The following is a 24,429-nucleotide window of genomic DNA, read 5'->3' on the forward strand; positions in this document are numbered from 1 at the left end:
TTTCAGCCTTCCAGCCCGATCACCGTTGCCGGATTGGTCGCGACCATGGCGCGCACATCCGCATCCGAATAGCCTAACGCAAGGCAGGTCGCGATGCCGCGCCGCATACCCTGGATCGGGGTCAGCGTACCTACCTGCCCCAGATCGGAGGCAAGGATCGTCCTTTCGGGACCGACGCAGTCGATGAAGGCGCGCAGCTCTTCATCCGTCCGATTGCGGAATTTCGATCCCTCGGCGAAGAAGGCCAGCGAATGTTCGGCATAGGCCCCCATCTCCGCGATCTCCTTCATGTCGTCGAAGGATGCGCCGACAATATCCTCGGGATGGGTGAAGATCAGCCGTTCGACACGACGCTTGCGGGCCTCGGCAAAGACTTGTTTCGTCTCGGAGACGTGGATATGCCCGCTGGCCAAGGCCAACCCGGTCGCGGCGACGACGTCCAGAATATCCAGAAGTTCGGGCCGCATCTTCCCGTCCTCGAACAGAGGCACCGCCGAGGCCGGGCGGATCTTTGATGTCGCCGCCGGATGGGACCAGCCGGCGGTCTTTTCCCACTCCAGGTGGTTTTCCGCCGCCAGAGTCGGCAGCCAGACAATACGCCCGTCCATCGCGGCGGTATGCTCCACACCATAGGGATTCAGGCCGCCCACGACATTGTTCAGCACGATGCCCGAATAGACCTTCGTGGTCAGTTCCGGGTGATGGTTGCGGATCATCCGCGCACACATCACACCGGAGTAATCGTGGTCTTTCGTGACAACCGCCCGCAGCCCCGCTTCGGAATACACCTTCGCCAGATCGAGGTGGTCAATCGCCCGGGGGGCGATCGACGGGCCGCTGTGGACATGAGGATCGACCGCGCCGCGCAGGATTTCCGTGATGCGGGCGTCTTCTTCGCGCTCGACTGTTTCGATGTCGATCATTGGCTTTTCCTTTGAGAGAGTGCCCGGCCTATGACAGCCGGACCCGTGGCGTTGCGGCTCAGGCGTATTCGGGCCGGCGCGGGGTAAAGACGTCGAGATTGATCACCTCTTCATCGCCCACCACGACCGCGTGGTGCATCGTGTCCGGCGGCACGACCAGCATCCCTCCCGGCCCGAGGCACACCACCTCGTCGCCCACGTGAAAATCAACCGAACCAGACACGATGTATGCGATCTGCTCGTGCGGGTGCTTGTGTGGCTTCGGCTCGTGACCGGGTTGCAAACGGTGCAGGGCCACAGTGGCTCCGTCGCCCGAGAACGCCTTTTGTTCGACGCCTGGGCGGATCTGCTTCCACTCCATATCGTTCCAGTTGATGTTGTGAATGCTCATGTCAGCTCCTCCTTTTTCGGTCGCGCCATGGCGGGCGCAGGGGTATACGCCTACTCGCTTTGAGGCGGGACGAAGTTCTGCCAGTGGTTCGTCAACTCGGGCATGTCGGCAAAGGTCTTGCGAGCATCGGCGGCGCGTCCGACCAGATCGGCGACGCTAACACCTTTGCTTCGGCAATAGTCGTCCAGCACCGCCACACTTTCGGAAATCACGTCGAACCCCCGCAGCATCACGGCCGAGGCCAGGCCGGTTGCAGAGGCCCCTGCCAGCAGCGCGCGAGCCACGTCGTGACCGCCAGTGATGCCGTTGATCCCGATCAGCGCCTTACCCGGCCCCAGGGCCGCGCGACACAGCGCCAGCCAGTGACAGGTCAGCGGAAGGTTCCAAAACCCGCCAAAGCCGCCCGAGGTGCCGAGCATCGGCTCCATCGTGTCCAGATCCGGCAACATGCCCAGCAACCGCCCCGCGACGATGGACGCCTGCGCCCCGGCATCAGCCGCCGACACGGCCAAGTCCGGAACGTCGCTGGACTGACCGGTCAGCTTGACCCAGACGGGTATGTCCAGCCGTTCCGTCATGGCCCGTGTCAGTGCGCCGACCCGGTCGGCTGCCGTTTCGGTCGACACCGCACCCTTGGCCGCTTCGCGGCCGTAGGGGGTGCCGATGTTGAACTCCAGCACCCGCAGGCCCGCGGATTGCACTGCCAGCGCCATGTCGACTGCATGATCCGGATCGGCCAGGATCAAGCTGGGCACCAGTAGACAGTCATGGTTCCGCGCGATCCGGTCCTGCTGAACACATTGTGCCAGCCATTCCTCGAACCCGAGCGGATGCAGACCCGAGCGCGACAGGATCATCGTCGCCGGATCGGCGTCGGCTCCCCACGCGACAGGCTGCCAGAGGGTATCCAGCGCCACGTACTCCGCGGCACGCAACTGCGCCTTGGCAGCTTGGCTTTCATTGGTCGACTTGACCACGACCGCCCCTGCCCCGGCTTCTATCGCCGCCCTCACTCCGCCGTCAGTAATCATATGTTCGGCAGGGGCCGCAATTACCGGGTTCTTGAGGGCAAGATCGCCAATTCGGGTTTCAAGCATACTCATCGCCTATTCCATCAGCAGATCGGGCAGATAGAGGACAAGACCCGGGAAGACCGTGATGATCGCCAGCACGAGGATCGCAAGACCGACCATCGGCAGCGCGTGGATCGAAATCGCCTCGATCGGCCGTTTAGTCACGCCGGACATCACGTAGAGACACAGGCCCACGGGTGGAGTTGCAAAGCCGATCAGGCAGTTGAACACCACGATCACGCCTAGGTGGACCGGGTCCATTCCCAGCTGGTTACCAATCGCTATCAGCGCGGGCACCGTCAGAATCAGGATGCCGACCGTGTCCAGGAACATCCCAAGGACCAGCAGGATCAGGTTGACCATGATCAGGATCAGCCACTTGTTGTCGGACACCGTGGTCAGGGTAGTCACGACCGCCTGAGGCAGGCGCTCGATCGAGAAGATCAGCGACAGGACATGAGCGAATGCGATCAGCAGGTAGATCGCGGCGCTGACGGTCGCGGTGGACAGAAAGACATGCCTCAGGCGCGGCAGCGAAAGTGCCCGGTACCAAAGCCCGGCGACGATCAGGGAATAGACGACCGCCACCGCGGCCGCTTCGGTCGGGGTGACCACGCCGCCGCGGATACCGCCGATGATGATCACAGGCAACAACAGGACGGGCGCACATTTACCGAAGGCCTGCAGGATGTCCATCACGCCCATGGCCGGCAGCTTGGGATAGCCGCGCCGATGCGCGACTATCATCGCGTAGACCGACAGGGTAACCGCCAGGATGACGCCCGGCACAATGCCCGCGACGAAGAGCTTGGAAATCGACGTGCCCGACAGGGCTCCGTACAGGATCATCGCGATCGAGGGCGGCACCAGTGGGGCCATGATCGACGACACACCGATCAGCGCGGCGGAATAATCCTCGTGATAGCCCTGCCGCTTCAACTCGGGCGTCAGGACAGTGCCAAGCGCGGCGGCATCTGCGGCGGCCGATCCGCTGACCCCGCCAAACAGGAAGCTGCCCCAGATGGCTGTCAACGACAGGCCGCCGCGAAACCGGCCCACGACCGAATTGGCAAAACCCACCAACCGTTGTGTCAGCCCGCCGACGTCCATCAGGTTACCTGCCAGAATGAACAGCGGAATGGCCAGCAGGATGAAACTGTCCTGCCCTGCGAACATCCTCTGCGGCACGGCCACCAAGAACCTGAGGTTGTCCGTAGCTAAGAAATATCCGAGCGACGACAGGCCAAGCACAAAGGCGATCGGGATACCCATCAACAGCGTCGTGAAAAAGAAAACAGCAAGCCAGATCATTCGGCAACCCTCACGGCTTCGGCCTCAGGGTCCCGGGGGCCACTCAGCAGGCCGACCAGGTTAGCCAGGACATGTATGGAAATAAGCAGGGCGCTGACCGCAATCGAAACGTGCAGCCAGAACATGGTGACCGGCAGGGCAACAGCCCGCCCTGCGGCGGTTTTCACGGCGAATTGCCAGCCGTAGTACATGACGAACCCCATTGCAGCCAAGACCAGCAGGCGGCCTGCGACCTGTACCGCCAGTGACAGTGGACGCGGCAAGTTGTTTACCAAGAGGTTCATGCCGATCATCTCGCCCCGCGAATAGGCAAGTCCGGCTCCGAGCGACGAAATCCAGATCATCGTGTATCGCAGCGCTTCTTCTGACCACGACAACGAGGCGCCGACGACATAACGGAAAAAGACCTGCACCGCGGCGATGACGACCACGGCCACCATCCCTGTGATCAGCATCGTTTCGAGAACTGCCAGATAGCCACGTACAAAACGCGACATCGCCGCCGGCTCAACTTGGGCCGTCATTTGAACCTCCTGAAAGTTAGGGGTGGGGACCCGGCTTGCAGGCCCCCTAGTCAGCTGTGCCCTGTCACTCGCCGGACGTTGCTGCTTTGACGAAATCCGCGATAAGCGGATCGCGATCCGAATACTTCTGCAGCACCGGCGCCCATGCCTCACGTAGCTGCGCTTTCAGCTCGTCGCTGGCTTTGGTGACGTTCACGCCTTCGTCGGCCAGCTTGACCTTCAGTTCTTCGTCGTAGACCTTCACAGCCATCACCTGCGGCTCGACCACGTCGGCTGCAGCCTCGCGCAGGACCGTCTGCTGCTCTTCTGTCAGGCCATCGAAGATGTCCTTGTTGATCAGAAGCATGCCGGGCCAGAAATAGTGCCCCATAAGCGTCACGTTCTTGGCGGCCTCGAAAAGCCCTTCGGACTGAATCGAGGTCAGGTTAATCTCGACCGCGTCGATAGTGCCGGTCTCGAGGCCGGAATAGACTTCGCCATATGCCATCGGCGTCGGGTTCACACCGGTTGCTTTCCAGATATCCAGGAACAGTTCGGTCGGCGCGACGCGCGTCTTCAGCCCGCCGAAATCTTCCATCGTATGCACCGCGCCGCCAGTGCTGAGGAAATGGCGCTGTCCGCCTTCATACAGGCCCAGCCCAATCATGCCGTGGCTGCCCAGATTTTCCATGATGGCCTGCGCCTCTGGCGACACGGCCATGCGGGCAAAATCCTCGTAGGTCTCCATCACATAGGGAAGTTGGAATGCATCGACGGCAGGGTCGAGCGTCGCGAGGGCCGAGGACGAGTTCAACGTCATGTCGACCGTACCTAGTTGCACGCCTTCCATCAACTCCTTCACGTCGCCCATCTGACGGGCTGGGAAGATGTCGATCTTCATGTCACCGCCTGACTTTTCGTCCACAGCTTCGGCAAAACGCGCTGCAGCGCCATGAAACGGATGCGATTCGAAGACCGCGTGACCAAGTGTCAGCGTCACAGATTGCCCCAGTACGGGGGTCGCGCTGATTGCAAGACCGGCCATCAAGCCACCGAAAGTCGTCGTAATTTTCATTTGCTTCTCCCTAGAGTTCTCAATATAAGAACTACAGTTCTCAGGGTGAGACTGCCATTTTGGTGGAGATGAGTCAATATCCCTGCCGATACACAAATTCGATCCGGAGGAGGCCATGGCAACATCACGCGTGAAGGCGTCGGATATGGCGCTGACAATCATAGAAAAAATCGCCTTCTCCGATGTGGCGCTGAACCAGAAGGAAATCGCAGAGGCGGTCGGAATCGTCAAAAGTGCCGCCCACAAACATCTCAACACTCTTGAGGACACGGGCTGGATCATGCGCGATCTGGCGACCGGGCGCTATCAGCTGGGCACCAAGGCCTGGATCGTCGGCCAGCAGGCCAAGGCGATCCAGGACCTCGCAGAAGTCGGCCGAGAGCCGATGCGCGCCGCCCGCAACGAAACCGGCCTTGCCGTGGTTCTGAGCCTTGTGAACAAGAACGGCCTCAGAGTTATTTCGGCCCTGCACGGCACCCACGCGATTGAAATCGGCGTCCGCGAAGGAAGTGAACTTGTCCTGCACGCGTCTGCCCAGGGTCAGGTCGCGCTGGCCTTTGGCGGCCCCGCGTTGACCGAAAAGGCCTTCAAGGGGGATATGGCGGCGCTGACACCAAAGACCCTGAGGGACCCGGATCTTGTCAGGGCTCGAGTGGAAGAGGTTCGAACCAAAGGCTACGCCTGCGCACCGGAAGAAACGCTTCTGGGCGTGAACGTCGTCGCCGCACCGATATTTGATCACACCCGGTCGCTGATTGGCACTGCCGCGCTAATCGGATCGATCCAGCACCTGCCCGATCCACCGGGCGCTGAACACGTCGACGCGGTGGTGACTCTTGCGCGGTCCATTTCTCAGGCACGGGGGTACAGGCCTGAGCGCGTAGAATTCTGCCCCCCGCCCTAAAATCCGGCAGAGGTGGTGTCATTTGTGGACGGCTCTTGTTTTGCAAGGGTTTTCTTGAGCGACGTGGATCGAAACGTTTTGCGGTCATTAGTCCGACCGTTGAGCGCGGCGCGTCTGACCGCTGACCTTGATTAAGTCCACGTGCCCGCTCCCAATCAGACAATCGAGCTTTGCAGCACTGACAGCACCTCGGGGTATCCCGGCAACTGTCTCGCTTTATCGTCATCACCCCTCTCTGCCCTTGCATCTCCTTACGGCGCCTCTGTAGCGCCGCCATTTCTTCCTTCGTCCAGATGGGTGGTGTCAGAACGATGAGAACTCGTCTTTACAAGGGCAGCAGATCTGTCCCTCATGGCGCACCGAGTTGACGCCACTAAGCGAGAGCAGCGACACGGTTCCCGCTAACCCGTCTTTTCCGAATTTCCGAGGCAAACATCGGGCCGAACCTGTTCCACCTGAACCGAACAGCTTCGTGGCTGATGCCGATGCCGCGCTCGTGCGGCAGGTCCTCGACATTGCGCTGCAAAAGCGGAAAGCGAACGTACAACATGACCGCTAGGCGAATAATCTCAGGGCTGCTGTGAAAGCACTTGAATGGGGCACGTTTTGTCATGAGCGGACGCCACGAAACCGCCCGGCTAGCCTGCGCAAGACCTGAGACGACGTCAAGACGCAACGTGTGGAACGGATGGTCCCTGATATCGTCGCGGGCACCCTTTTCGAAAGCTGTCAGCAATACAGCTTGTTCAAACCCAGCGGGTGGGAGGGCTTGATCCTTACAGAAAAAAGCTTGGTGTAGCGGCGCGGTAGCACCAGATCCAAAAACGGTAGAATTTTCCATCCGTTGCTTCGGGGCCGAATAGGGGCGGCATCCAAAACGGATTGGCGGTCAAAATGGGGGATAGGTCCGCCACATGGCGAAATGGTTCCATATATTTCAATGATATAAATCCTTAATGTGGCGATGATGTCAGACGAATGCGAACCAGTCTCACCAAGGACAGTGACGCGGTCCCCTATACGGCGCAAAGACCGCGCCACTCGGCACGAGCGGCGGTGCGGTTGGCCTTGAAGTTTGGACGGGAAGAGATGGTGCGCTCCGAGTTGAAAAAATTATGGACAGAAGCGCGGACGGCGGCGGATTTTTGCAAACCTCGCATCCGCCGGAAACGCGACATCGAGCGTTCGCGCCTTCGAAAAGGCTGATGCGAATTCTCAGCCCGGTTGTTTTCCCAGCGGCCGGTCGTCTGCCGGTCGCCAATACCGAGGTCGCGTAGCGCGGCACCATACGAGCACAGCTTTTCGGTCATGATTTCATCGGCAGGGCCATGGCGCTTCAGAGATTTCTTCTGGAATTTCAATGCGGCCTTTCGGTCACGCGTACTGGTCACGAAGCTCTCGAGCACCTCGCCCTCCTGATCGACCGCACGCCACACGTAGTGAGTCCCACCGTAGATCTTCACGAAAACCTCGTCGAGATGCCACCGCCAATGGCTTGACCGCCTCCCCTCGACCCGCCGACTTCGGATCTCGCCGGCAAATAGCGGGCCGAACCGGAGCAACCAGAACCAGGCGGTTTTTTGGCAGATGTCAATGGCGCGCTCGTGCAGAAGATCCTCGACATTCCGAAGCGCCAGCGGAAACCGCACATACATCATCACAGCCAGCCGGATGATTTCTGGCGATGCTTTGAAATACCGGAACGGGGAGCCTTTTGTCATCCGGCAACGGTGCTTGGCCGCCCTGCCCGCCTCAAGCAAGTTTCCGCGGACACCGCGCATCACCCCAATGGACCAAAGGCCGGTATCCACCAACACTCAAACTGGACCGTTCAGACGCGGCTGATCAGCACCACCATTGACAGCCCCTCGATATACATCTGGCCCGAAACCGGCTTGCGCCGACTCGATGACACACTCGATGCTTTTCCAAAAACCTTGTTTGGCCATGGGAGTTCTCCAAAATGGCTAACGACGGCGACAAGAATTCCAGGCGTTCGCAGCCTTAGGGCTTAGCGCGTTGAAGCATGCCGAACAGGTCACGCGGGTCATCGGGATCCGCGATCATGTCAAGCTGGTCAAACAGCCCGGTTCCCTCGAGTTTCGAGCGTAGGTAGCGCAAGGCCGAGAAGTCTTCGATTGCAAAGCCAACACCGTCGAAAAGGGTGATCTGCCGTTCGTCTGTTCGGCCAGCTTTCGCGCCAGTGATCACTTCCCACATCTCGGTGACGGGGAAGTCACCCGGCATCTGTTGAATATCACCTTCGACACGTGTCTGCGGAGGGTATTCGACGAAGACATCGGAGCGCAGCAGGATGTCCTTGTGCAATTCCGTCTTGCCGGGGCAATCACCGCCTATGGCGTTGATATGGACACCCGCGCCGACCATGTTGTCAGAGAGGATCGTAGCGTATTGTTTGTCAGCGGTGCAGGTGGTGATGATCTGCGCGCCTTCTATAGCCTCTTCGGGCGTGGCGCAGGCTTTCAGGCTGAACCCCTGATCCGAGAGGTTTCGGACCAGCTTGGCGGTGGCCGTGTCGTCGACATCATAGAGTTGAAGAATGTCCACTCCGCAAACGGCTCGCATTGCAATTGCCTGGAACTCTGACTGCGCGCCATTACCGATCATCGCCATGGTGCGTGCTCCCCTTGGGGCCAAATGTTTAGCCACCATCGCCGAGGTCGCGGCGGTGCGCAGGGCGGTAAGAACAGTCATCTCGGACAGCAAGACGGGGTAACCCGTATTTACATCTGCGAGCAGGCCAAAGGCGGTGACTGTCTGTAACCCTTCGCGTGTGTTCTTGGGGTGACCATTGACGTATTTGAAGCCATACATTTCACCGTCCGACGTTGGCATCAGCTCGATCACGCCCACGTCGGAATGCGATGCGACGCGCGGGGTCTTATCGAATTGAGGCCATTTGCGGAAGTCGTCCTCAATGAAACCAGCAAGGTCACGCAGCATTTCTTCAATGCCCACGTGGTGGACAAGTTTCATCATGTTCTCGACGCTAACAAAGGGAAGGTAGGCAAGATGCGAAGGAGTGGGCTTTTTCGGGTGCATGTTCATCTGTTGCTTTCGGTGTCAAAATACAAAGGCTTTGCGCAGCATGTTCAGGGCGACCAGCGTCAAGAACACGGCAAAGACGCGTTTCAGAGGTTTGGCATCCATCGTATGGGCTAGTCTTGCGCCGTAGGGCGCGGTGATCAGTGTCATGGCGATGGTAATGGCGAAAGCCGGCAGGTTTATTGCGCCAATGGTCAGCGGCGGACGCACTTCGGCGAGAATGTAGACACTCAGGAAGCCGGGAAGTGCCGGAAGCGAAATGGCCAACCCAAACCCGGCAGCCGTGGCCACAGCACGGTGAATGGCGACACCGTGTAAGCTCATCAGGGGGACGCCGAGGCTACCGCCGCCGATACCCATCAACACGGAAAGGAAGCCCAAGATTGGCGATATGAAAGCCCGCTTGATACCCCTCGGTAGTGCCTCGGCGATCTGCCAGTTCTGTTTGCCAAAGCCGATATACCAGCCGACAACCACACCCAGCACGCCGAACACGGCCTGCAACACATTCGAACTGAGGGCGGTGGCAGTGAAGCCACCGATGATCGCGCCGATGGCGATGCCGATACTCCAGCTCTTGAGAACACTCCAATCCACCGCGCCCTTGCGGTTGTGGGCATGTAGTGACCGGATGGACGTCACGACAATGGTGGCCAGCGACGTACCCAAGCACAGCTGCATCACCTGACCACCGGCATATCCGAGGCTTGAGAACAGGTAGAAGTAGGCGGGCACCAGCACGATGCCACCGCCGACACCCAGCAGCCCAGCCATGACGCCCGCAAGGGCACCGGTTGCCAACAGGAAGAACAATAGAGGAAGAAGGGTTGTCGGATTTTCCATGTCATGTAATTCGCTGGGCCGCTTAGACAGAAGTAAGCAGGCAGCCGAAACCTGGGATACGGTCATCGACACCTGCAAGGCGCAGGCATTCCCACATGCTGGCTTGGTTGGAGCAAATCACTGGCTTGCCGAGCCGGGCTTCCGCAGCTTCCAGAATTTCGACTGAGCGCAAAGCGCCGCAGCTGAGGAACACGGCCTCAGCGTCGGGCCGATCCACATATGCGGCGAAGTCCAGCAGACTCTCGGGTGTAACGCGGTTCATCTCGGCGTCGGTCAACAGCCCCAACCCTTCAGCGGACACGCAGTCAAAACCGTGATCCTGCAGGAAATCCTGCTCCATCCGGTTGATGTCATCGGTATAGGCGGTGCCCATGGCCACCCGGCGCGCATCAAGGGCCAGCAGTGCCGAGACAACACTCGTCACCATGGTCGTCGCCTTCACACGTGGGCGTGCCGTCTGGATAATGTCGCGAATTTTGGTGTCGCCAATCACGAAGCTGGCCGAGGTGCAATTGAACGTGATGACATGGGTGTCTTCGCGAGCGGGCATCAAGGTGGCAAGCGCAGCGTGCAGCTCGCCCTCCATCGAAGCAAGGTTTTCAACCGAGCAGGTTGTGCCCATCGGCACACGAGAGAAATGCACTCCTACGCCTTCCGGGCGCATCATGAACATGTCTCGTTCGACCAGGTCTGCATTGGCTACGGCCAGAAACCCAATCTGGGCGCGCGAATGGGGACCGTTGTCAAATTTTGGGACAAAGCTCACGACCGCACCACGAGCATCGAACACTGGGCACACCCCACGTTGCGATCAGCGCTGGGGCCCGGCAGAAAGGCCTCCAATTCGGCGCTTCCGGCTCCAGTCATGATCAGGTCTGCTTGCCGCGCCACAGCGGTCGCCAAGGTCTCAACACTGGCCACCAATGCGGAGGTCCGCAGGCCCACAGCGTGCAACTGTTTTGCGATGGATGCCAAAACCGCCCCCACTTCTTTACGCAGATCATCGACACCCGCTTCGGGAACAGACCGCTTGGCCCAGCCCGCCCCCTCATCCTGCGGCAGCAAGTTCAACAAATCACCGGTACGGATTTGGTCAGCGAGCAGCTCTGGGGCCGTGTCGGCGATGCGCATGCAATCCTCAGTGTCATGAAGGTCAAGCGGCAGGAGAACGGATTTGTACATGGGTCAGGTCCTCAGTTCCGGTTGGCCATGACTTCGGGAAGCCAGAGAGCAATTTGCGGAAAGGCGGTGAGAAGCACGACACCGAGGACCATCAGAAGAAACATCGGCACGGCAGAGCGGGCGATGAAGCCGATATCACGGCCCGTCATGCTCTGCACAAGGAACAGATTGAAGCCCACGGGTGGGGTGATCATCGCCATCTCGCCCACCAGAACCACGAAGATGCCGAACCAGATCATGTCGATGCCTGCGTCTCGTACCAAGGGGGCGATCACCGCCATGGTAAGCACGATCGACGAAATCCCGTCGAGGAACATGCCGAGTATGATGTAGAACAAGGTCAAGGCGGCGATCAGCATCCAGGGCGAAAGGTTCATGCCGCCGATCCAGTCGGCCAATGCTCGTGGTAGGCCTGTGAAGCCCATGGCCAATGTCAGGAAGGCTGATCCAGCCAAAAGCAGCATGATCATCGATGTGGTCTTCGTGGCGCCCATCAGGCTTTCTCGGAAGGCTTCCCAATCCAGCGAACCCTGAATCGCTGACAGCACCAGCGCCCCGACAACCCCTAGCACAGCGGCCTCAGTCGGTGAGGCTATGCCGCTATAGATCGAGCCGATCACCGCCACGATCAAGCCCACAACCGGCGTCAGTTCCGCCAACCCGCGCAGTTTTTCACTCCAGGTTGCGGCTTCTTCGCGGTGCTTGCGCCCCTCTTTCGAGAACATACCCCAGAGCATGATATAGCCGATGAACAGCCCGGCCAGCATCAGCCCGGGGAGGATACCCGCGATGAACAACCGCCCAATGCTTTCCTGAACGGTCACGCCGTAGACGATCATGGTGATCGACGGCGGGATCAGCAGTCCAAGAGTGCCGGCGCCAGCCAGGGTACCATAGGCCATGTTGTCCGGGTACTTACGCCGACGCAGTTCGGGCACTGTGATCTTGCCAATGGTCGCGAGGGTCGCCGCCGAGGATCCGGAGATCGCCGCGAAGGTGGCACAGCCCATGATGTTGACATGCAATAGGCCGCCGGGCCAGCGCCGCATCAGCGGAGACAACCCGTTGAACAGGCTGGCGGACAACTTCGTGCGGTACAGGATCTCGCCCATCCAGATGAAGACCGGAAGCGACGCCAATCCCCAAAGTGAGGTGTGGGCCCAGATGGCTGTGGCCATGGCGTCACCCACGGGACGCGTCGTGAACCCTGCCATGGCAAGCAAGCCGACGCCCAGAAGCGAAAGACCAATCCACAAACCAGCACCAAGAAATACCAGCAGCGACAGGATCAAGACGGCGGTAAGTACAATCTCAAACATAGGTCAGGTCCTTACTGTGCGCCGTCTGATTTGCGCGAGAGCCCGGCCAGCTCACCGGTTAGCAGTACGCGCACCAGCGTGTGGACAAGGCAGATGGTAAAAAGGGTGAAACCAAGGGCAAAGGGCGCTTGCGGGACGACCAGCAGGATCTCGTCCGATTTCGACGAGTGATCTTCGTAAAGCCATGAGACATGAGCGAGCCTGATGGTGTACCACGCCACATAGCTGGAAATTGCTGCAGCAAACGCCAGCACGAAGACCTCTGATCGAAACCGCGTCTTGCCGCGCAGCTTTTCAATCAGCATCTCGACCCGGATATGGCCGTGCTCACCAAAGGTATAGGCCAGCCCCAGCGCTCCTGCGATGGCAAGGCAGTAGCCGGCATATTCCGCCAGCCCCGGTACATAAAACCCCATCAGGCGAGATAGGATTCTGACCATGACAACGCCGACGATGGCGACGATGAAACAGGCTGCCAGCATCCCGCAAATGCGATAGAGCCTGTTGAGTGCTGCATCCAAAAAGAGGAGTGCTTGTCGCATGTCCGAGTCCTGTCTGGTTTGCCGACGGGCCAAAATGATGTGCCCGCCGGCGGGAAACCGGGTTTAATTGGCGCGATAGGCTTCAATTACGACCGCGCCAGCATCACCAGCCTCTTCGGCCCATTCGTCTGCCATGGTCTTGCCGACGTCTGCGAAGCCGTTTGCCAACGCCTCGGATGGTTTCAGGACTTTCATACCGTTTTCAGCAAGCACGTTGTTATACTCTTCGGCGATGTCATCCACGGTAGCCCAAACATCGGCCTCGGCCTTTGCAGCGGCTTGCATGACGACAGCCTGCGTGTCTTCGCTCAGCCCGTCAAAGGCGGCTTTGTTCACGACAACTGCACTTTTTGGGATCCAGGCGTTCACCTTGTAGAAGTAATCGACATAGTCCCACAGCTTCTGGAACACGCCAATAGCCCCCGATCCGATCATGGAATCAGCCACCCCGGTGGAAAAAGCCTGGCTAATTTCCGATGCTTCAGTGCTGGTGGGCACTGCGCCCATCAGCGCCGCCAGACGAGATGTCGAAGCGTCATAGGCCCGAAACTTGACGCCCTTCATATCGTCCAGACTGTTCACTTCTGTCTTGGAGAACAGACCCTGGGCGGGCCAAGGCGCCGTATAGAGCAGTTTCATACCACGCTCTTCGAGCGCCGCCTCGATGGCGGGCTTTGAGGCTTGGTAAAGCTTCCATGCCTGCTCCATATCGGTAGCAAGGAAAGGAACGGTGTCCAGCCCGAAAATCGGATGCTCCTTGGCATGGGCCCCCATATAACGCCCACCGATCGGCACCTGCCCCGAGCGCACGGCGCGCAGAATCTCAGCCCCAGCATAAAGCGAGCCCGCCGGATGTACGATGATCTCAAGGTCGCCACCGGAATTTGCCGTCACATCCTCTGCAAAGGCGATATAGGATTTCGAGATATGATTACCGGCCGCATAGGCTGCAGGCATGTCCCAGGTTTCGGCCTGAGCTGCATTGAAGCCCAGCGCGGATGCGGCGGCAATGCCAAGGAAAAAGCGTTTCATGGTGTCCTCCCGTTTAAGTCTTAGTTTACGATCAGAAGATCGCGCGGATGGTTGGTAAGAAGTTCACAGCCATTTTCCGTGACCCGCACACTGTCGCTGATAGCCATGCCGAAGCCCTTGCGGAACATGGTGGGGATAATATGGAAGGTCATGTTTGGCTTTAGCACCAACGGATCGTGTGGCCGGATCGAATAGATATGTCCCTCCGCCCAGTTGGGAGGGAAGCCGATACCGATGCCATAGGCGGTGCGACTTTTGAAGTATCTGCCCAGCCCGCGCTTCTCGACCCGGCTGCGCACAGCAAAATCAACCTCGCCGGCAATCGCACCGGGGCGGATATTTTCGACCGCGGCCTCAAGGATTTCGATCAACGCGTCAGCAGTGGCCTTGTGTTCATCACTCGGCGGTCCGACGACTGCCGAACGCGACATCATCGCGTGGTAACGATCGACGCATCCGGCCCCTTCAAGCAACACGACATCGCCCTTTTCAATGGTATTGCGCTTCCAAAGGGCAAAGCACAGCTCACTGCGCGGGCCGGACACGACCATGGGCGGATGGCCGATATATTCGCTCCCTGCGGCAATCGACCCACGGTAGAGCGCCGCGGCAAGGTCATTGTCGGTCTTACCGACGGCGATTGTTTTCAGCGCTTCTTCCATGCCTGCTTCGACCGCGCGCGCGGCGCGGCGCATCCGGACAAGCTCATCCTCGGATTTCACCATCCGCTGTTCTTCGATCACCCCAGTCCAGGGGGTGAGACGACCGCCCAGCTTTTCACTCAAGCGGTTATAGTCGCCGATGTTCAGGTAACGGCTAGTGATTTCCAGCCCCAGACGCGCCTTGGACTGTCGCCCCAGAAGGTAACCCGCCAACACCTCCACATGATCCTGCGTGTCGAAGATCGCGACCGCATCGGCAATCGTGGGCAGAGCCAAAGCCATGTCACGATTGACCACGCGGGTAATGAGCACAGGCTTCCCCGATGTGGGTACGAACATCGCCTGAAACGTGAAGTAGCCGATGGTCTGATAGCCAGCTAGCCAGAACATGTTTTCGGGGTCGAACAAAATCGCGCCGGAGAGGCCCCGCGCCAGCAAATCCTGCTGCACCAAATCCAACCGCTCGGCATAGACCGGCTCAGGGAAGCTCAACTCAGATGGCCAGATTTCACGCTCGGCATCCAGAATCCTTAATTCGCTTTCTGAAAGTTCATTTACCGAACGAACCGACATTCAAAATCCTCCTGAAGCTGTGCTTCCAGATCCATGACGGAAATTTTCCATAGCGAAAAATACAAAAGCTTATCTATAGTCCCAAAAAAAGGAATGCGCTATGAACATCCGGCAAATTGAAGTCTTCAAGGCGATCATGGAATGCGGCTCAATCACCCGGGCCGCCGAAAACCTGAATATCGCCCAACCCTCTGTCTCCAAGCATCTGAAATTGCTGGAATATGGCCTCGACATGAAGCTGTTCGTACGGACCGGAAACAAGCTGCTGCCAACAGCTGAAGGACAAGCGCTCTTCGATCAGGTCGAACGGGTCTATACCGGCCTGGGCTTTTTGGAAAAATTTGCAACGGATCTGCGTAATAGCCAACATGGAGAGGTTTCCTTGGCCGCCATGCCGCTGATGGCACAAAAATGGCTTCCAGAGCATCTCGCCGATTTCATGCAGCATCACCGCAAGGTGTCGTTTTCACTGCCAGTGCGCAGCTCATCCTGGATATGGAGTGCCGTCGCCGCGCGGCGCGTCCATGTCGGAATCGGTCTGACGCCACGCGATGCCGTGGCCGGTCTCAAGCTGATCCCACTGATGAAGTTGCCTGTGGTATGCCTTATGCCAGACAATCACCCACTTGCTCACCATGAAGTCGTAAGCGCAGGTCAGATGCGCAAAACGCAAATGGTTTCCCTGCGCAACTTTGATCAGGAGCGACTAAACATCGAAATGGTCATGGACGAGGTATCACCACATGGCACCCGGACAATCGAGACCCTTTCCAGCAACGTGGCTTGTGAATTGGTGCGCCACGGAGTTGGCGTAGGCCTTGTAGACGCGCTCTCGGCAATGAATGCCAGCGATCATGGACTAACATTCCGACCCTTTGAGCCGAAACTCTTCATGGATGTCTGTATCATGGTGCCGATACATTGGGCTTTGCCGTTGATTGCCCAGGACCTTGTCGAGTTTCTGAAAGACAAAGCCTCGCAAACACAGAAAACAATTGCAGAGGCGCTTTGCACATAGCTTTTCCTCAGACTGCGATGAAATGTTGGCCTTTGATGAGATGATGATTGTGGCTTAGCCGGAGAAAACCACCGCAACACTGAGGCTCCGATGACTAACTTTCTGACCCGCCCCGATCTTTCAGGTCATTTCGGTATGGCGGGGTCAACCCATTGGCTCGCCTCACAAACCGCCATGCGCATGCTGGAATTGGGCGGCAATGCCTTCGACGGCGCGGTTGCCGCAGGCTTCGTACTGCAAGTGGCCGAACCCCATCTGAATGGTCCTCTTGGAGAGGTCCCAATCATGTTTTATGAGGCCGAAGCCAACAAGACTCAGGTGATTTGCGGTCAGGCTACGGCACCGAAACGCGCGACCATTGAATTTTTCCGCGATTTGGGTGTTGATCAGATTCCGGGCACCGGACTTTTGGCCTCAGCCATCCCCGGCGCGTTCGATGCCTGGATGCTGTTGCTCCGGGACAAGGGCTCGCTTCCTCTGCAGACCATCATGGAGCCGGCCATCGATTACGCCGAACACGGAGTTCCGGTCGTGTCGCGCATGGCCAGGGCCATCGGTGCCATGAGGGACTGGTTCAAGGCGGAATGGCCAGAGAACGCCAATATCTACTTGGTTAATGGAGACGTGCCCGACGTCGGGTCCTTGTTGTGTAATCCCGCCTTGGCTGCAACTTGGCGGCGCACCTTGCAAGAGGCACAAACTGCGAGTAGCGACCGCATCGGGCAGATCGACGCGGCACGCGAAACTTGGAAAACGGGCTTTGTCGCGCAGCAAATCGTCGAGTTTTGCGAAACCAATGAATTCGCGGATGTCACCGGTCGCAAGAACCGCGGCCTGCTCCGCGCAGAAGATCTGGCAGGTTGGTCAGCAAGCTACGAGGCCTCTGTCTCGGTCGATTTCAATGGCTACCGGGTGCACAAATGCGGCCCTTGGAGTCAGGGGCCAGTTCTGTTGCAGGGCTTGCGACTGATAGAAGAGCTTGGGTTCGATCGCCTGAGGAGCGAAACTGGTTTCTACCACACGCTGACCGAGGTCATGAAACTGACTTATGCCGATCGCGAGACTTACTACGGTGATCCCGATTTCGTTCAGGTGCCGCTGGAGACCCTGCTGGACCGGGACTACGCGCGTACTCGCGCCCCCTTGGTCGGGGCCAAAGCCGAAAACAGTTGGCGCCCGGGGAAGATTGCTGGGTTCGGGCATCCGGTGGACTATCAAGCGGCGTGTTCCATCAGTCTGGATGCCGATACGCTGGCCGCGCTTGGGATCGGTGAGCCCACCGTTGCCAAACATGAAGACCTGCAAGAGCAGGTGAAAACCATGATCGAAGGCGACACCTGCCACATCAACGTGGCCGACCGATGGGGCAACATGGTGGCTGCAACGCCGTCGGGCGGGTGGATGGAATCGTCACCGGTGATCCCCGAACTGGGATTCTGTCTTGGGACACGGCTGCAAATGATGCGCCTTGATCCTTCAGCCCCCGATGCCCTGCTACCAGGAAAACGTCCGCGTACAACGCTAACTCCGACAATTGTCGAAGGGCGGGACGGGCGCGGCTACATGGCTTGTGGCACCCCAGGCGGCGACAAGCAGGACCAATGGCAGCTGGCCTTTCTGGTGCGCCACCTCGTGCTAGGCATGTCGCCGCAGGAAGCTATTGATGCACCCAGCTTCTACTCAAGCCATTGGCCTGACTCCTTCTTCCCGCGCCAGGCGTTTCCAGGGAAACTGACCATTGAAAGCCGTGTAAGTGACGCCTCGCTCCAGAAGTTACGGGATATCGGTCACGATCTTCACGAGGATGGTCCTTGGTCGGTCGGCTACCTGTCGGCAAGTTTCCGAAATCGGAATGGTACTGTTGGAGCGGCAGCGAGCCCTCGCGATCAACAGGTTTATGCGGTCGGCAGATAGATTGCCGCCTGTGCCTCCCCCTTTGAAGTGGTCCGCGCCTAAGCTACCGCCCACCGGCCCTTGAAGCCATCGTTCCGATGGACCAACGGCCGATCATGTACTAACCTCTAGCATGGACCTCTCAACTGGGGCTGCTCAGTATCGTGGGGCCCCCCATCCGGAGCGCGAGACTTCCAACTGATAGCTGCGCTCGCGCTCCGACTATGTGCTCATGATATAGTCGAGAACGGCACGGATCTCCGTATCGCTCAGCACCTCTGCGAAGCCGGGCATGTCGCTCTCGTATCCGCCACCGACGACGGCGGCGGTGCCTTCCTTGCCGATCCGGCACAGGACCTCGTCGGAATGGTGCCATTTGTGGCCGCTCTCGTCGTGCGGTTGTGCGGGCAATCGGCCGGATGCAAGCGGCGTGCGCCAGTCAGGTTGACCCTCTAGGTCCGCGCCGTGGCAGGTGGCGCACTGATCTGCATAGATCTGGCGCCCTTGGGCGATGACGTCAGCCGACGCTACGGCGGTGGCTGCCGTACCGGTATAACGCCAGCCAACAAGGACCGCGAGGATCACACCTCCGACGACCAGACCGATCCCCACAGTATCTCGGAGAGTTTTTTTCCACGACATCTGTACCCGATCACTGCAGAATATCATTGGCGTTTGGCCGCGCCCACGGTGTGCCAGCGGCGAGTTGCCTGCGACAATGGACATTCTCGTGAGCAATGCCTATCTCTCCAGCATGATCGCACGTCTCGTCACCACGCTTGCCATCCTCGCGATCACCGTGGTGACCACGGTGAGCTCAGCGCATGCGGCGCACATGAGCATGAATTCCGGTGCGGATCACACGATACATATCGCCGACATGATGCACGCTCCGGTCATCGCGGACCTCGGCTGTGACTCTGGAGAGCACTGTGGATCGGCCGATGCAGAGATCTGCGAGTTCGTCTGCGCAGGCATCTCGTCCTTCCTGACGTCGGCAGGCGGGCAAGCCGGGCACGCCTACGGCACCGCCAGACATGATGAACGGTCCGAGGCAATCCATGTCAGCCGCGCGCCGGGACTGAACGAACGCCCTCCCAAGCACCGTCTCTTCTGATCGCGCCCGGGCGAACGCACGAGGCGCCCCATCGGCCTTTATGAATGGGACGGGATGTCCCGAGGAGACAACAATGAACATGCTTTCACGACGCGGCTTTCTCGCCGCAGGTGCTGCCGCCTTTGGCATGGCACGCATGCCCCGCATTGCCTTCGCGCAAGGGGTGGCGCCGATCACCCTCGCCGCCGCGACCCGGACCCTCGACATCGACGGGCGCGCGGCAACGGTCTTTGGCCTTGCCGGCCCCGGAGGTCAGGGACTGATCCTCGACCCCGGCCAAAGGCTCCGGGTCGACCTGACCAACGATCTCGACGTCGGTACCATCATCCACTGGCACGGCCAGATCCCGCCAAATGCGCAAGACGGCGTGCCGGACATGCCGATGCCCCTTCTCGCGCCGGGTGAGACCCGATCCTATGAGTTCGACGCGCGGCCGGGCACCCACTGGATGCACAGCCATGTGCCGACGCAGGAGATGCAGCTGCTCGCCGCGCCGCTGATCGTGCGCTCGCAGGAGGACCTGGCTGCCGACCGGCAGGAGGTCGTGATGTTCCTGCATGAATTCTCCTTCAAGGCCCCCGAGGAGGTTCTGGCGGAGATCAGCGATGGCCATAGCGGCGGACACGGCGCAGGCCATGGTGCCGGTGCAGTGCCCGATCAAGGCGCTACCATGGGAGGCATGGGGGCGATGCAGGGCATGGACCACGGGGCAATGGGCAACGGCGCCACGGGCGGCATGCCGATGCGCAACATGCCCGGAATGGGCGGGATGATGGGCATGGGCGGCCAGATGGGCGGCATGGCCATGGACCTGAACGACTACAACTGGGACGCCTATCTCGCCAACGACCGGACCCTGTCGGACCCCGAGGTGGTGCAAGTCGAGCGTGGCGGGCGCATCCGGCTGCGGGTCATCAACGCCGCCGCGGCGACGGTGTTCTGGATCGACACCGGCGGAGCCGAGGCGCGACTGGTTGCGGCAGACGGCCACGCCGTCCAACCTGTCGCGGGCAACCGGTTCGGGCTGGCGATGGGCCAGCGGCTGGACATCGAGATCGACCTGCCGAACGAAGGTGGCGCCTGGCCGATCCTCGCCCTGCGCGAAGGCGCGCGGGAGCGCACCGGCCTGATCCTCGCCACGCCCCGCGTAAATGTAAGGCGCCTTGTTGCCATGGCTGAGACCGAAGCGCCGGCGTTCGACATCGATTTTGCGCAGGAGCTGCGCCTCATCGCCCGCGATGCCCTGCCGGACCGACAGGTGGACCGCAGCCATATGCTAATGCTGGGCGGCTCGATGCAGCCCTATGTCTGGACCATCAACGGGGCCGTCTGGGGCCAGCATCAGCCGGTCGCCGCGCGCAGCGGCGAACGGGTCGTGCTGTCGTTCCACAACATGTCGATCATGGCCCACCCGATGCATCTGCACGGGCATGTGTTCCAGGTCGTCGGCCTGAACGGACGGCGTATTGCCGGTGCGCTGCGTGACACGGTTCACGTGCCGCCGATGTCGATGGTCGATGTCGCCCTGGACGCCGGCGAGGCCGCGCGCTGGATGCTGCATTGTCATCACATGCCGCACCTTGCCTCGGGGATGATGACCGAGTTCGCGATTACGGCATCAGTCTGATCCGGACAGGGCGCCCCAACGTATGGGCACCGATCCTGAGCTGTCCTGCCCCATATTGTCGTGAGGGCCGGTCAATAGGCGCACCCTACGGGAGGAAATCACGAGGATGAGATGATGAACTGGAATGATATGGGCTTCGGAATGGGTTTTGGCTGGCTCTTCGGCCTGCTGATCCTCGTTCTGGTGATTTTGGCCATAGCGGCACTGATCAAACATCTTCGAAAGTGAGAGAAAGGACTTCTCAATGGATTACACGATCAATCGCATGATCCCCGACAGCGGGATCGACGACGTCGACGCGCGAGCGCGCACGGCGCTGGCGGACCATGGTTTCGGTGTCCTGACCGAGATCGACGTCAAGGCGACGATGAAGAAGAAGCTGGATGTCGAGATGCCAGCCTATCGCATCCTCGGCGCCTGCAACCCGAAGATGGCGCATCAGGCCATCGGGATCGAACCGCGCGTGGGTGCGATGCTGCCCCGCAACGTCATCCTGCGCGAGGTGGGGGGCGGCGTTGAAGTCAGCGCTATCGACCCAGTGGCTTCGATGCAGGCGATCGAGAACGCCGAGCTGACGGCCGTTGCGGGCGAAGTGCGCGACCTTCTGGCCAAGGCCGTCGCGGCAATCTGAAATGAGCCTGCGCGCCACAATTCTCGCGGGCCTCGCGATCCTCGGGATCGGATTGCTCGGTGTCTGGCAGTTCGCGCCTTCGGTGTTCACCGAGCCACGCGACCTTCTGGAGCCCGAGCGTCTGGAAAAACTGGTGGCGCGCGCAGGTCTCTGGGGGCCGGTTGTTATCGTCACGCTCATGACCCTCGCGGTCGTGGCCAGCCCGATCCCGAGCGCGCCGATCGCGCTGGCGGCGGGAGCTGCCTACGGGCATGCCTGGGGAACCGTGCAGGTCGTGATCGGCGCGGAGCTCGGGGCTCTGATCGCCTTCGGTCTCGCGCGACTTCTTGGGCATGATGCTCTGCGGCGGGTTTTCGGGGACCGCGTGGATGCGGGGTTGCTCGGGTCGCAGGCCGCGTTGACCGCGACGGTTTTCGCCAGCCGCTTGATGCCCTTCGTGTCTTTCGACATGGTCAGCTACGCCGCCGGGCTGAGCCGATTACACGCCTGGCGTTTCGCGTTGGCAACACTGGCGGGGATCATACCCGCAAGCTTCCTACTGGCCCATTTCGGCGGTGAAGCGGTCAGCGGAGACCTCGGGCGCGCGACATGGGCGGTGCTCGGACTCGGCCTTGTGACGGGGTTGCCGCTGCTCTGGGTCACGCTGCGGCAAAAGCCTGAAAAGGAAAATCCATGACGACAAGCGCTTACGAGAAGAACAGCATTACCCTCCCGGGTGCTGTGGCCATGGGAACCGGCGTGATGATCGGCGCGGGCATCTTCGCCTTGACCGGCCAAATCGCCGAACTCGCCGGGCCGCTCTTCCCGCTCTCGTTCATAGTGGGTGCCATCGTGACCGCGTTCAGCGCCTACACCTACATAAAGATGTCGAACGCGTATCCGTCAGCGGGCGGCATAGGAATGATCCTGAAGAAGGCCTACGGCCCGACGACGGTCGCGGCGGGCGCTGCCCTTCTGATGGCGCTGTCGATGGTGATCAACGAAAGCCTCGTCGCGCGCACCTTCGGCACCTACACGCTGCGGGCGTTCGGCGGTGATCCGGACAGCGTGCTGGTGCCCGTTCTCGGCGTCGGGCTGATCGTATTCGCCTATCTCGTGAACGTATCGGGCAACCGGTCGGTCGGGCTGTTCTCCATCGTCATGGCCGTTCTCAAGGTGGGCGGCATCGCGCTGTTCGGGTCGGCCGGTCTCTGGGCGAGCGGCATCTCGTTCGAGGCGACGGGCGGAGACATGGGCGCCACCGGCTTCGTGGCGTCGGTTGCGCTGTCGATCCTGGCCTTCAAGGGCTTCACGACCATCACCAACAGTGGCGCAGAGGTCACCCACCCGCACCGCAATGTGGGCCGGGCTATCATCTGGTCGATCGCCATCTGCGTCGTCGTCTATCTGCTGGTGGCCTTCGCGGTCGGCTCCAGCCTGCCGCTCGACCGAATCGTGGCAGCAAAGGACTACGCGCTGGCCGAGGCCGCCGAGCCCGCGCTTGGGCGGACCGGGTTCTACTTGACGGTGGCGCTGGCGCTGGTGGCCACCGCGTCGGGTCTGATCGCCAGCGTGTTTGCGGTCTCGCGGATGCTGGCAATGCTGACCGACATGAAAATGATCCCGCACAGCCATTTCGGGATGCCGGGCACGATCAAGGACCACACGCTCGTCTACACCGTTGTGATCGCGGGTTTCCTGACGGTATTCTTCGACCTCAGCCGCATCGCCTCGCTTGGGGCTTTCTTCTATCTGGTGATGGACATGATCATCCACTTCGGCGTGTTCCGGCATCTGCGCGAGGAAATCGGCGCGCAAGGCTGGGTGTTGCTCACGGCCATCGGCCTAGACGCCTTGGTACTGGCCGCCTTCGCCGCGATGAAGTGGCAGTCCGACCCGCTAATCGTCGTGGTCGGCATTCTTGGCATGGCTCTGGTGTTCCTGTTCGTCCGGCTGTTCCTGGCGCGCAATCCGGTCGGGGAGGGCGCTCACGACCATCACTAAAAGGGTTTGCACTAAAAGGGCTTGAGCTTCCAGTCCTAGGAGGCGGCAAGCAAAAATCATCGAAAGGCTGGCAGACCATGGAGCACGATCACCATCACGCAACACCCGACATCCCGGCTGGGACAGAGACGGCAAAGGACCCGGTCTGCGGGATGACGGTCGCAGTCAAGCCGGACGGGCGACAGGCGAAGTTTTAGTGCGAGACCTTCCATTTCTGCCCCGATAAGCGCCAAACGAAGATCAAGGCGGATCCTCCGTGGTCCTACGCTTCGGGCCGGGCCGCCGGACAGAAGAGGCTGCTCCAGCCAAGGTCCGGTACACCTGTCCGATGCATCCGGAGATTGTCCGCGATGCGGCGGGTTCCCGCCCGATCTGTGGCATGGCGCTGGAGCCGATGGTGCCGTCGGATGAGCCCAGCGGGGGGTGCTGTCAGACGAATGCGAACTCGTCTCTGCAAGGACAGTGAGACTGTCCGTTATGCAGCGCCGAGACCGCGCCACCCAGCGAGAGCGGCGGCGCGGTTGAGCTTGAAATTATCACGAAAGTAAAGGTGGCGTTCCTGGTTGAAATGCTTGCTGACGGAGGAATGAACGGCAGCGAATTTCTGTAAACTCCGCATGCGGCGGAAGCGCTGCATGGCGTGCTCTCGTTGAGCTACTCCCCATCCGTTGGACAGGATCTGGCGTAAATTAAGCTACTCGTTGCACCTGCTGATCGGGTTGGTTGATATCATTTCTCTGCCAATAGACCACGGCTGGCGG

Annotated in this window: 25 protein-coding genes and 2 pseudogenes; 9 read left to right on the top strand and 18 right to left on the bottom strand. The window is 60.1% G+C overall.

Annotated elements, in window-relative coordinates:
- Positions 1-2: 2 nt before the first annotated feature.
- The 6 genes from DJ029_RS17245 to DJ029_RS17270 all read right to left on the bottom strand — a co-directional run bounded on the left by DJ029_RS17245 (position 3) and on the right by DJ029_RS17270 (position 5,276).
- The gene (locus tag DJ029_RS17245; RefSeq protein WP_112323733.1) at positions 3-923 is read right to left on the bottom strand and encodes a DUF6282 family protein; all 921 of its coding nucleotides are present in this window, start codon (positions 921-923) and stop codon (positions 3-5) included.
- A 58-nt stretch (positions 924-981) separates the two neighbouring features.
- Entirely contained in the window at positions 982-1,314 is a 333-nt protein-coding gene (locus DJ029_RS17250; RefSeq protein WP_112323734.1) for a cupin domain-containing protein, read from the bottom strand.
- A gap of 50 nt (positions 1,315-1,364) precedes the next feature.
- The gene (locus DJ029_RS17255; RefSeq protein ID WP_112323735.1) at positions 1,365-2,417 is read right to left on the bottom strand and encodes a beta/alpha barrel domain-containing protein; all 1,053 of its coding nucleotides are present in this window, start codon (positions 2,415-2,417) and stop codon (positions 1,365-1,367) included.
- Between the two features lie 3 nt (positions 2,418-2,420).
- Positions 2,421-3,698, bottom strand: coding sequence for a TRAP transporter large permease (locus DJ029_RS17260; RefSeq protein ID WP_112323736.1), 1,278 nt, complete (start codon positions 3,696-3,698; stop codon positions 2,421-2,423).
- The gene (locus tag DJ029_RS17265) at positions 3,695-4,222 is read right to left on the bottom strand and encodes a TRAP transporter small permease (protein WP_112323737.1); all 528 of its coding nucleotides are present in this window, start codon (positions 4,220-4,222) and stop codon (positions 3,695-3,697) included. Before DJ029_RS17265 ends, DJ029_RS17260 begins: the two co-directional genes overlap by 4 nt.
- Before the next feature lie 64 nt (positions 4,223-4,286).
- On the bottom strand, positions 4,287-5,276 hold the full coding sequence (locus DJ029_RS17270; protein WP_157966423.1) for a TRAP transporter substrate-binding protein: 990 nt from the start codon (positions 5,274-5,276) through the stop codon (positions 4,287-4,289).
- Between the two features lie 115 nt (positions 5,277-5,391).
- Here DJ029_RS17270 and DJ029_RS17275 point away from each other — a divergent pair, with 115 nt between their 5' ends.
- On the top strand, positions 5,392-6,180 hold the full coding sequence (locus DJ029_RS17275) for an IclR family transcriptional regulator (RefSeq protein WP_157966424.1): 789 nt from the start codon (positions 5,392-5,394) through the stop codon (positions 6,178-6,180).
- A gap of 391 nt (positions 6,181-6,571) precedes the next feature.
- Here the strand turns inward: DJ029_RS17275 and DJ029_RS22180 are convergent.
- From DJ029_RS22180 to DJ029_RS17325, 10 genes and pseudogenes are all read right to left on the bottom strand, one after another.
- A pseudogene (locus DJ029_RS22180) lies at positions 6,572-6,793 on the bottom strand (IS6 family transposase); the annotation flags it as partial.
- A gap of 403 nt (positions 6,794-7,196) precedes the next feature.
- Positions 7,197-7,901 (bottom strand): IS6 family transposase, encoded by a 705-nt coding sequence (locus tag DJ029_RS17285; RefSeq protein WP_112323765.1) that lies wholly within the window; start codon positions 7,899-7,901, stop codon positions 7,197-7,199.
- Between the two features lie 283 nt (positions 7,902-8,184).
- Complete coding sequence (locus DJ029_RS17290) at positions 8,185-9,249, bottom strand: ornithine cyclodeaminase (protein ID WP_308861152.1); 1,065 nt, start codon at positions 9,247-9,249, stop codon at positions 8,185-8,187.
- Between the two features lie 15 nt (positions 9,250-9,264).
- On the bottom strand, positions 9,265-10,089 hold the full coding sequence (locus DJ029_RS17295; protein WP_112323739.1) for a sulfite exporter TauE/SafE family protein: 825 nt from the start codon (positions 10,087-10,089) through the stop codon (positions 9,265-9,267).
- A 22-nt stretch (positions 10,090-10,111) separates the two neighbouring features.
- The gene (locus DJ029_RS17300; RefSeq protein WP_157966425.1) at positions 10,112-10,879 is read right to left on the bottom strand and encodes a maleate cis-trans isomerase family protein; all 768 of its coding nucleotides are present in this window, start codon (positions 10,877-10,879) and stop codon (positions 10,112-10,114) included.
- Positions 10,852-11,271, bottom strand: coding sequence for an adenine nucleotide alpha hydrolase family protein (locus tag DJ029_RS17305; protein ID WP_112323741.1), 420 nt, complete (start codon positions 11,269-11,271; stop codon positions 10,852-10,854). The genes DJ029_RS17300 and DJ029_RS17305 overlap by 28 nt, the downstream gene beginning before the upstream one ends.
- A gap of 11 nt (positions 11,272-11,282) precedes the next feature.
- Positions 11,283-12,590, bottom strand: a complete 1,308-nt coding sequence (locus DJ029_RS17310; protein WP_112323742.1) for a TRAP transporter large permease — start codon at positions 12,588-12,590, stop codon at positions 11,283-11,285.
- 11 nt (positions 12,591-12,601) lie between these two features.
- Complete coding sequence (locus DJ029_RS17315) at positions 12,602-13,132, bottom strand: TRAP transporter small permease (protein WP_112323743.1); 531 nt, start codon at positions 13,130-13,132, stop codon at positions 12,602-12,604.
- A gap of 63 nt (positions 13,133-13,195) precedes the next feature.
- Complete coding sequence (locus DJ029_RS17320) at positions 13,196-14,164, bottom strand: TRAP transporter substrate-binding protein (protein ID WP_112323744.1); 969 nt, start codon at positions 14,162-14,164, stop codon at positions 13,196-13,198.
- 20 nt (positions 14,165-14,184) lie between these two features.
- Positions 14,185-15,399, bottom strand: coding sequence for a M24 family metallopeptidase (locus tag DJ029_RS17325; protein WP_112323745.1), 1,215 nt, complete (start codon positions 15,397-15,399; stop codon positions 14,185-14,187).
- Positions 15,400-15,499: 100 nt separating this feature from the next.
- Between DJ029_RS17325 and DJ029_RS17330 the strand changes: the two genes are divergently transcribed.
- Together DJ029_RS17330 and DJ029_RS17335 are read left to right on the top strand one after the other, a co-directional pair.
- Positions 15,500-16,417 carry a LysR substrate-binding domain-containing protein gene (locus DJ029_RS17330; protein ID WP_112323746.1) on the top strand — a complete coding sequence of 306 codons (918 nt, stop codon included), beginning with the start codon at positions 15,500-15,502 and terminating at the stop codon, positions 16,415-16,417.
- 90 nt (positions 16,418-16,507) lie between these two features.
- Positions 16,508-18,331 (top strand): gamma-glutamyltransferase family protein, encoded by a 1,824-nt coding sequence (locus tag DJ029_RS17335; protein WP_112323747.1) that lies wholly within the window; start codon positions 16,508-16,510, stop codon positions 18,329-18,331.
- Between the two features lie 201 nt (positions 18,332-18,532).
- Here the strand turns inward: DJ029_RS17335 and DJ029_RS17340 are convergent, their stop codons facing one another.
- On the bottom strand, positions 18,533-18,952 hold the full coding sequence (locus tag DJ029_RS17340) for a c-type cytochrome (RefSeq protein WP_157966426.1): 420 nt from the start codon (positions 18,950-18,952) through the stop codon (positions 18,533-18,535).
- 88 nt (positions 18,953-19,040) lie between these two features.
- On the opposite strand from DJ029_RS17340, the gene DJ029_RS17345 reads away from it, so the two are divergent.
- The 6 genes from DJ029_RS17345 (at position 19,041) to DJ029_RS22615 (ending at position 24,134) form a co-directional block, all read left to right on the top strand.
- Entirely contained in the window at positions 19,041-19,427 is a 387-nt protein-coding gene (locus tag DJ029_RS17345) for a hypothetical protein (protein ID WP_232823123.1), read from the top strand.
- A 73-nt stretch (positions 19,428-19,500) separates the two neighbouring features.
- On the top strand, positions 19,501-21,054 hold the full coding sequence (locus DJ029_RS17350; RefSeq protein ID WP_112323749.1) for a multicopper oxidase family protein: 1,554 nt from the start codon (positions 19,501-19,503) through the stop codon (positions 21,052-21,054).
- A 244-nt stretch (positions 21,055-21,298) separates the two neighbouring features.
- Positions 21,299-21,685, top strand: coding sequence for a DUF302 domain-containing protein (locus DJ029_RS17355; protein WP_112323750.1), 387 nt, complete (start codon positions 21,299-21,301; stop codon positions 21,683-21,685).
- Between the two features lies 1 nt (position 21,686).
- Positions 21,687-22,361: a TVP38/TMEM64 family protein gene (locus tag DJ029_RS17360; RefSeq protein ID WP_112323751.1), complete on the top strand. Its 675-nt coding sequence runs from the start codon at positions 21,687-21,689 to the stop codon at positions 22,359-22,361.
- On the top strand, positions 22,358-23,668 hold the full coding sequence (locus DJ029_RS17365) for an APC family permease (RefSeq protein WP_112323752.1): 1,311 nt from the start codon (positions 22,358-22,360) through the stop codon (positions 23,666-23,668). Before DJ029_RS17360 ends, DJ029_RS17365 begins: the two co-directional genes overlap by 4 nt.
- Before the next feature lie 328 nt (positions 23,669-23,996).
- On the top strand, positions 23,997-24,134 hold the full coding sequence (locus tag DJ029_RS22615) for a heavy metal-binding domain-containing protein (protein WP_440589755.1): 138 nt from the start codon (positions 23,997-23,999) through the stop codon (positions 24,132-24,134).
- Between the two features lie 9 nt (positions 24,135-24,143).
- On the opposite strand, the pseudogene DJ029_RS22190 reads toward DJ029_RS22615, so the two are convergent.
- A pseudogene (locus DJ029_RS22190) lies at positions 24,144-24,320 on the bottom strand (IS6 family transposase); the annotation flags it as partial.
- Positions 24,321-24,429: the final 109 nt, after the last annotated feature.

This window comes from Oceanibium sediminis (genome assembly GCF_003265325.1).
In the GTDB taxonomy this organism is placed as follows: Bacteria; Pseudomonadota; Alphaproteobacteria; order Rhodobacterales; family Rhodobacteraceae; genus Halovulum; species Halovulum sediminis.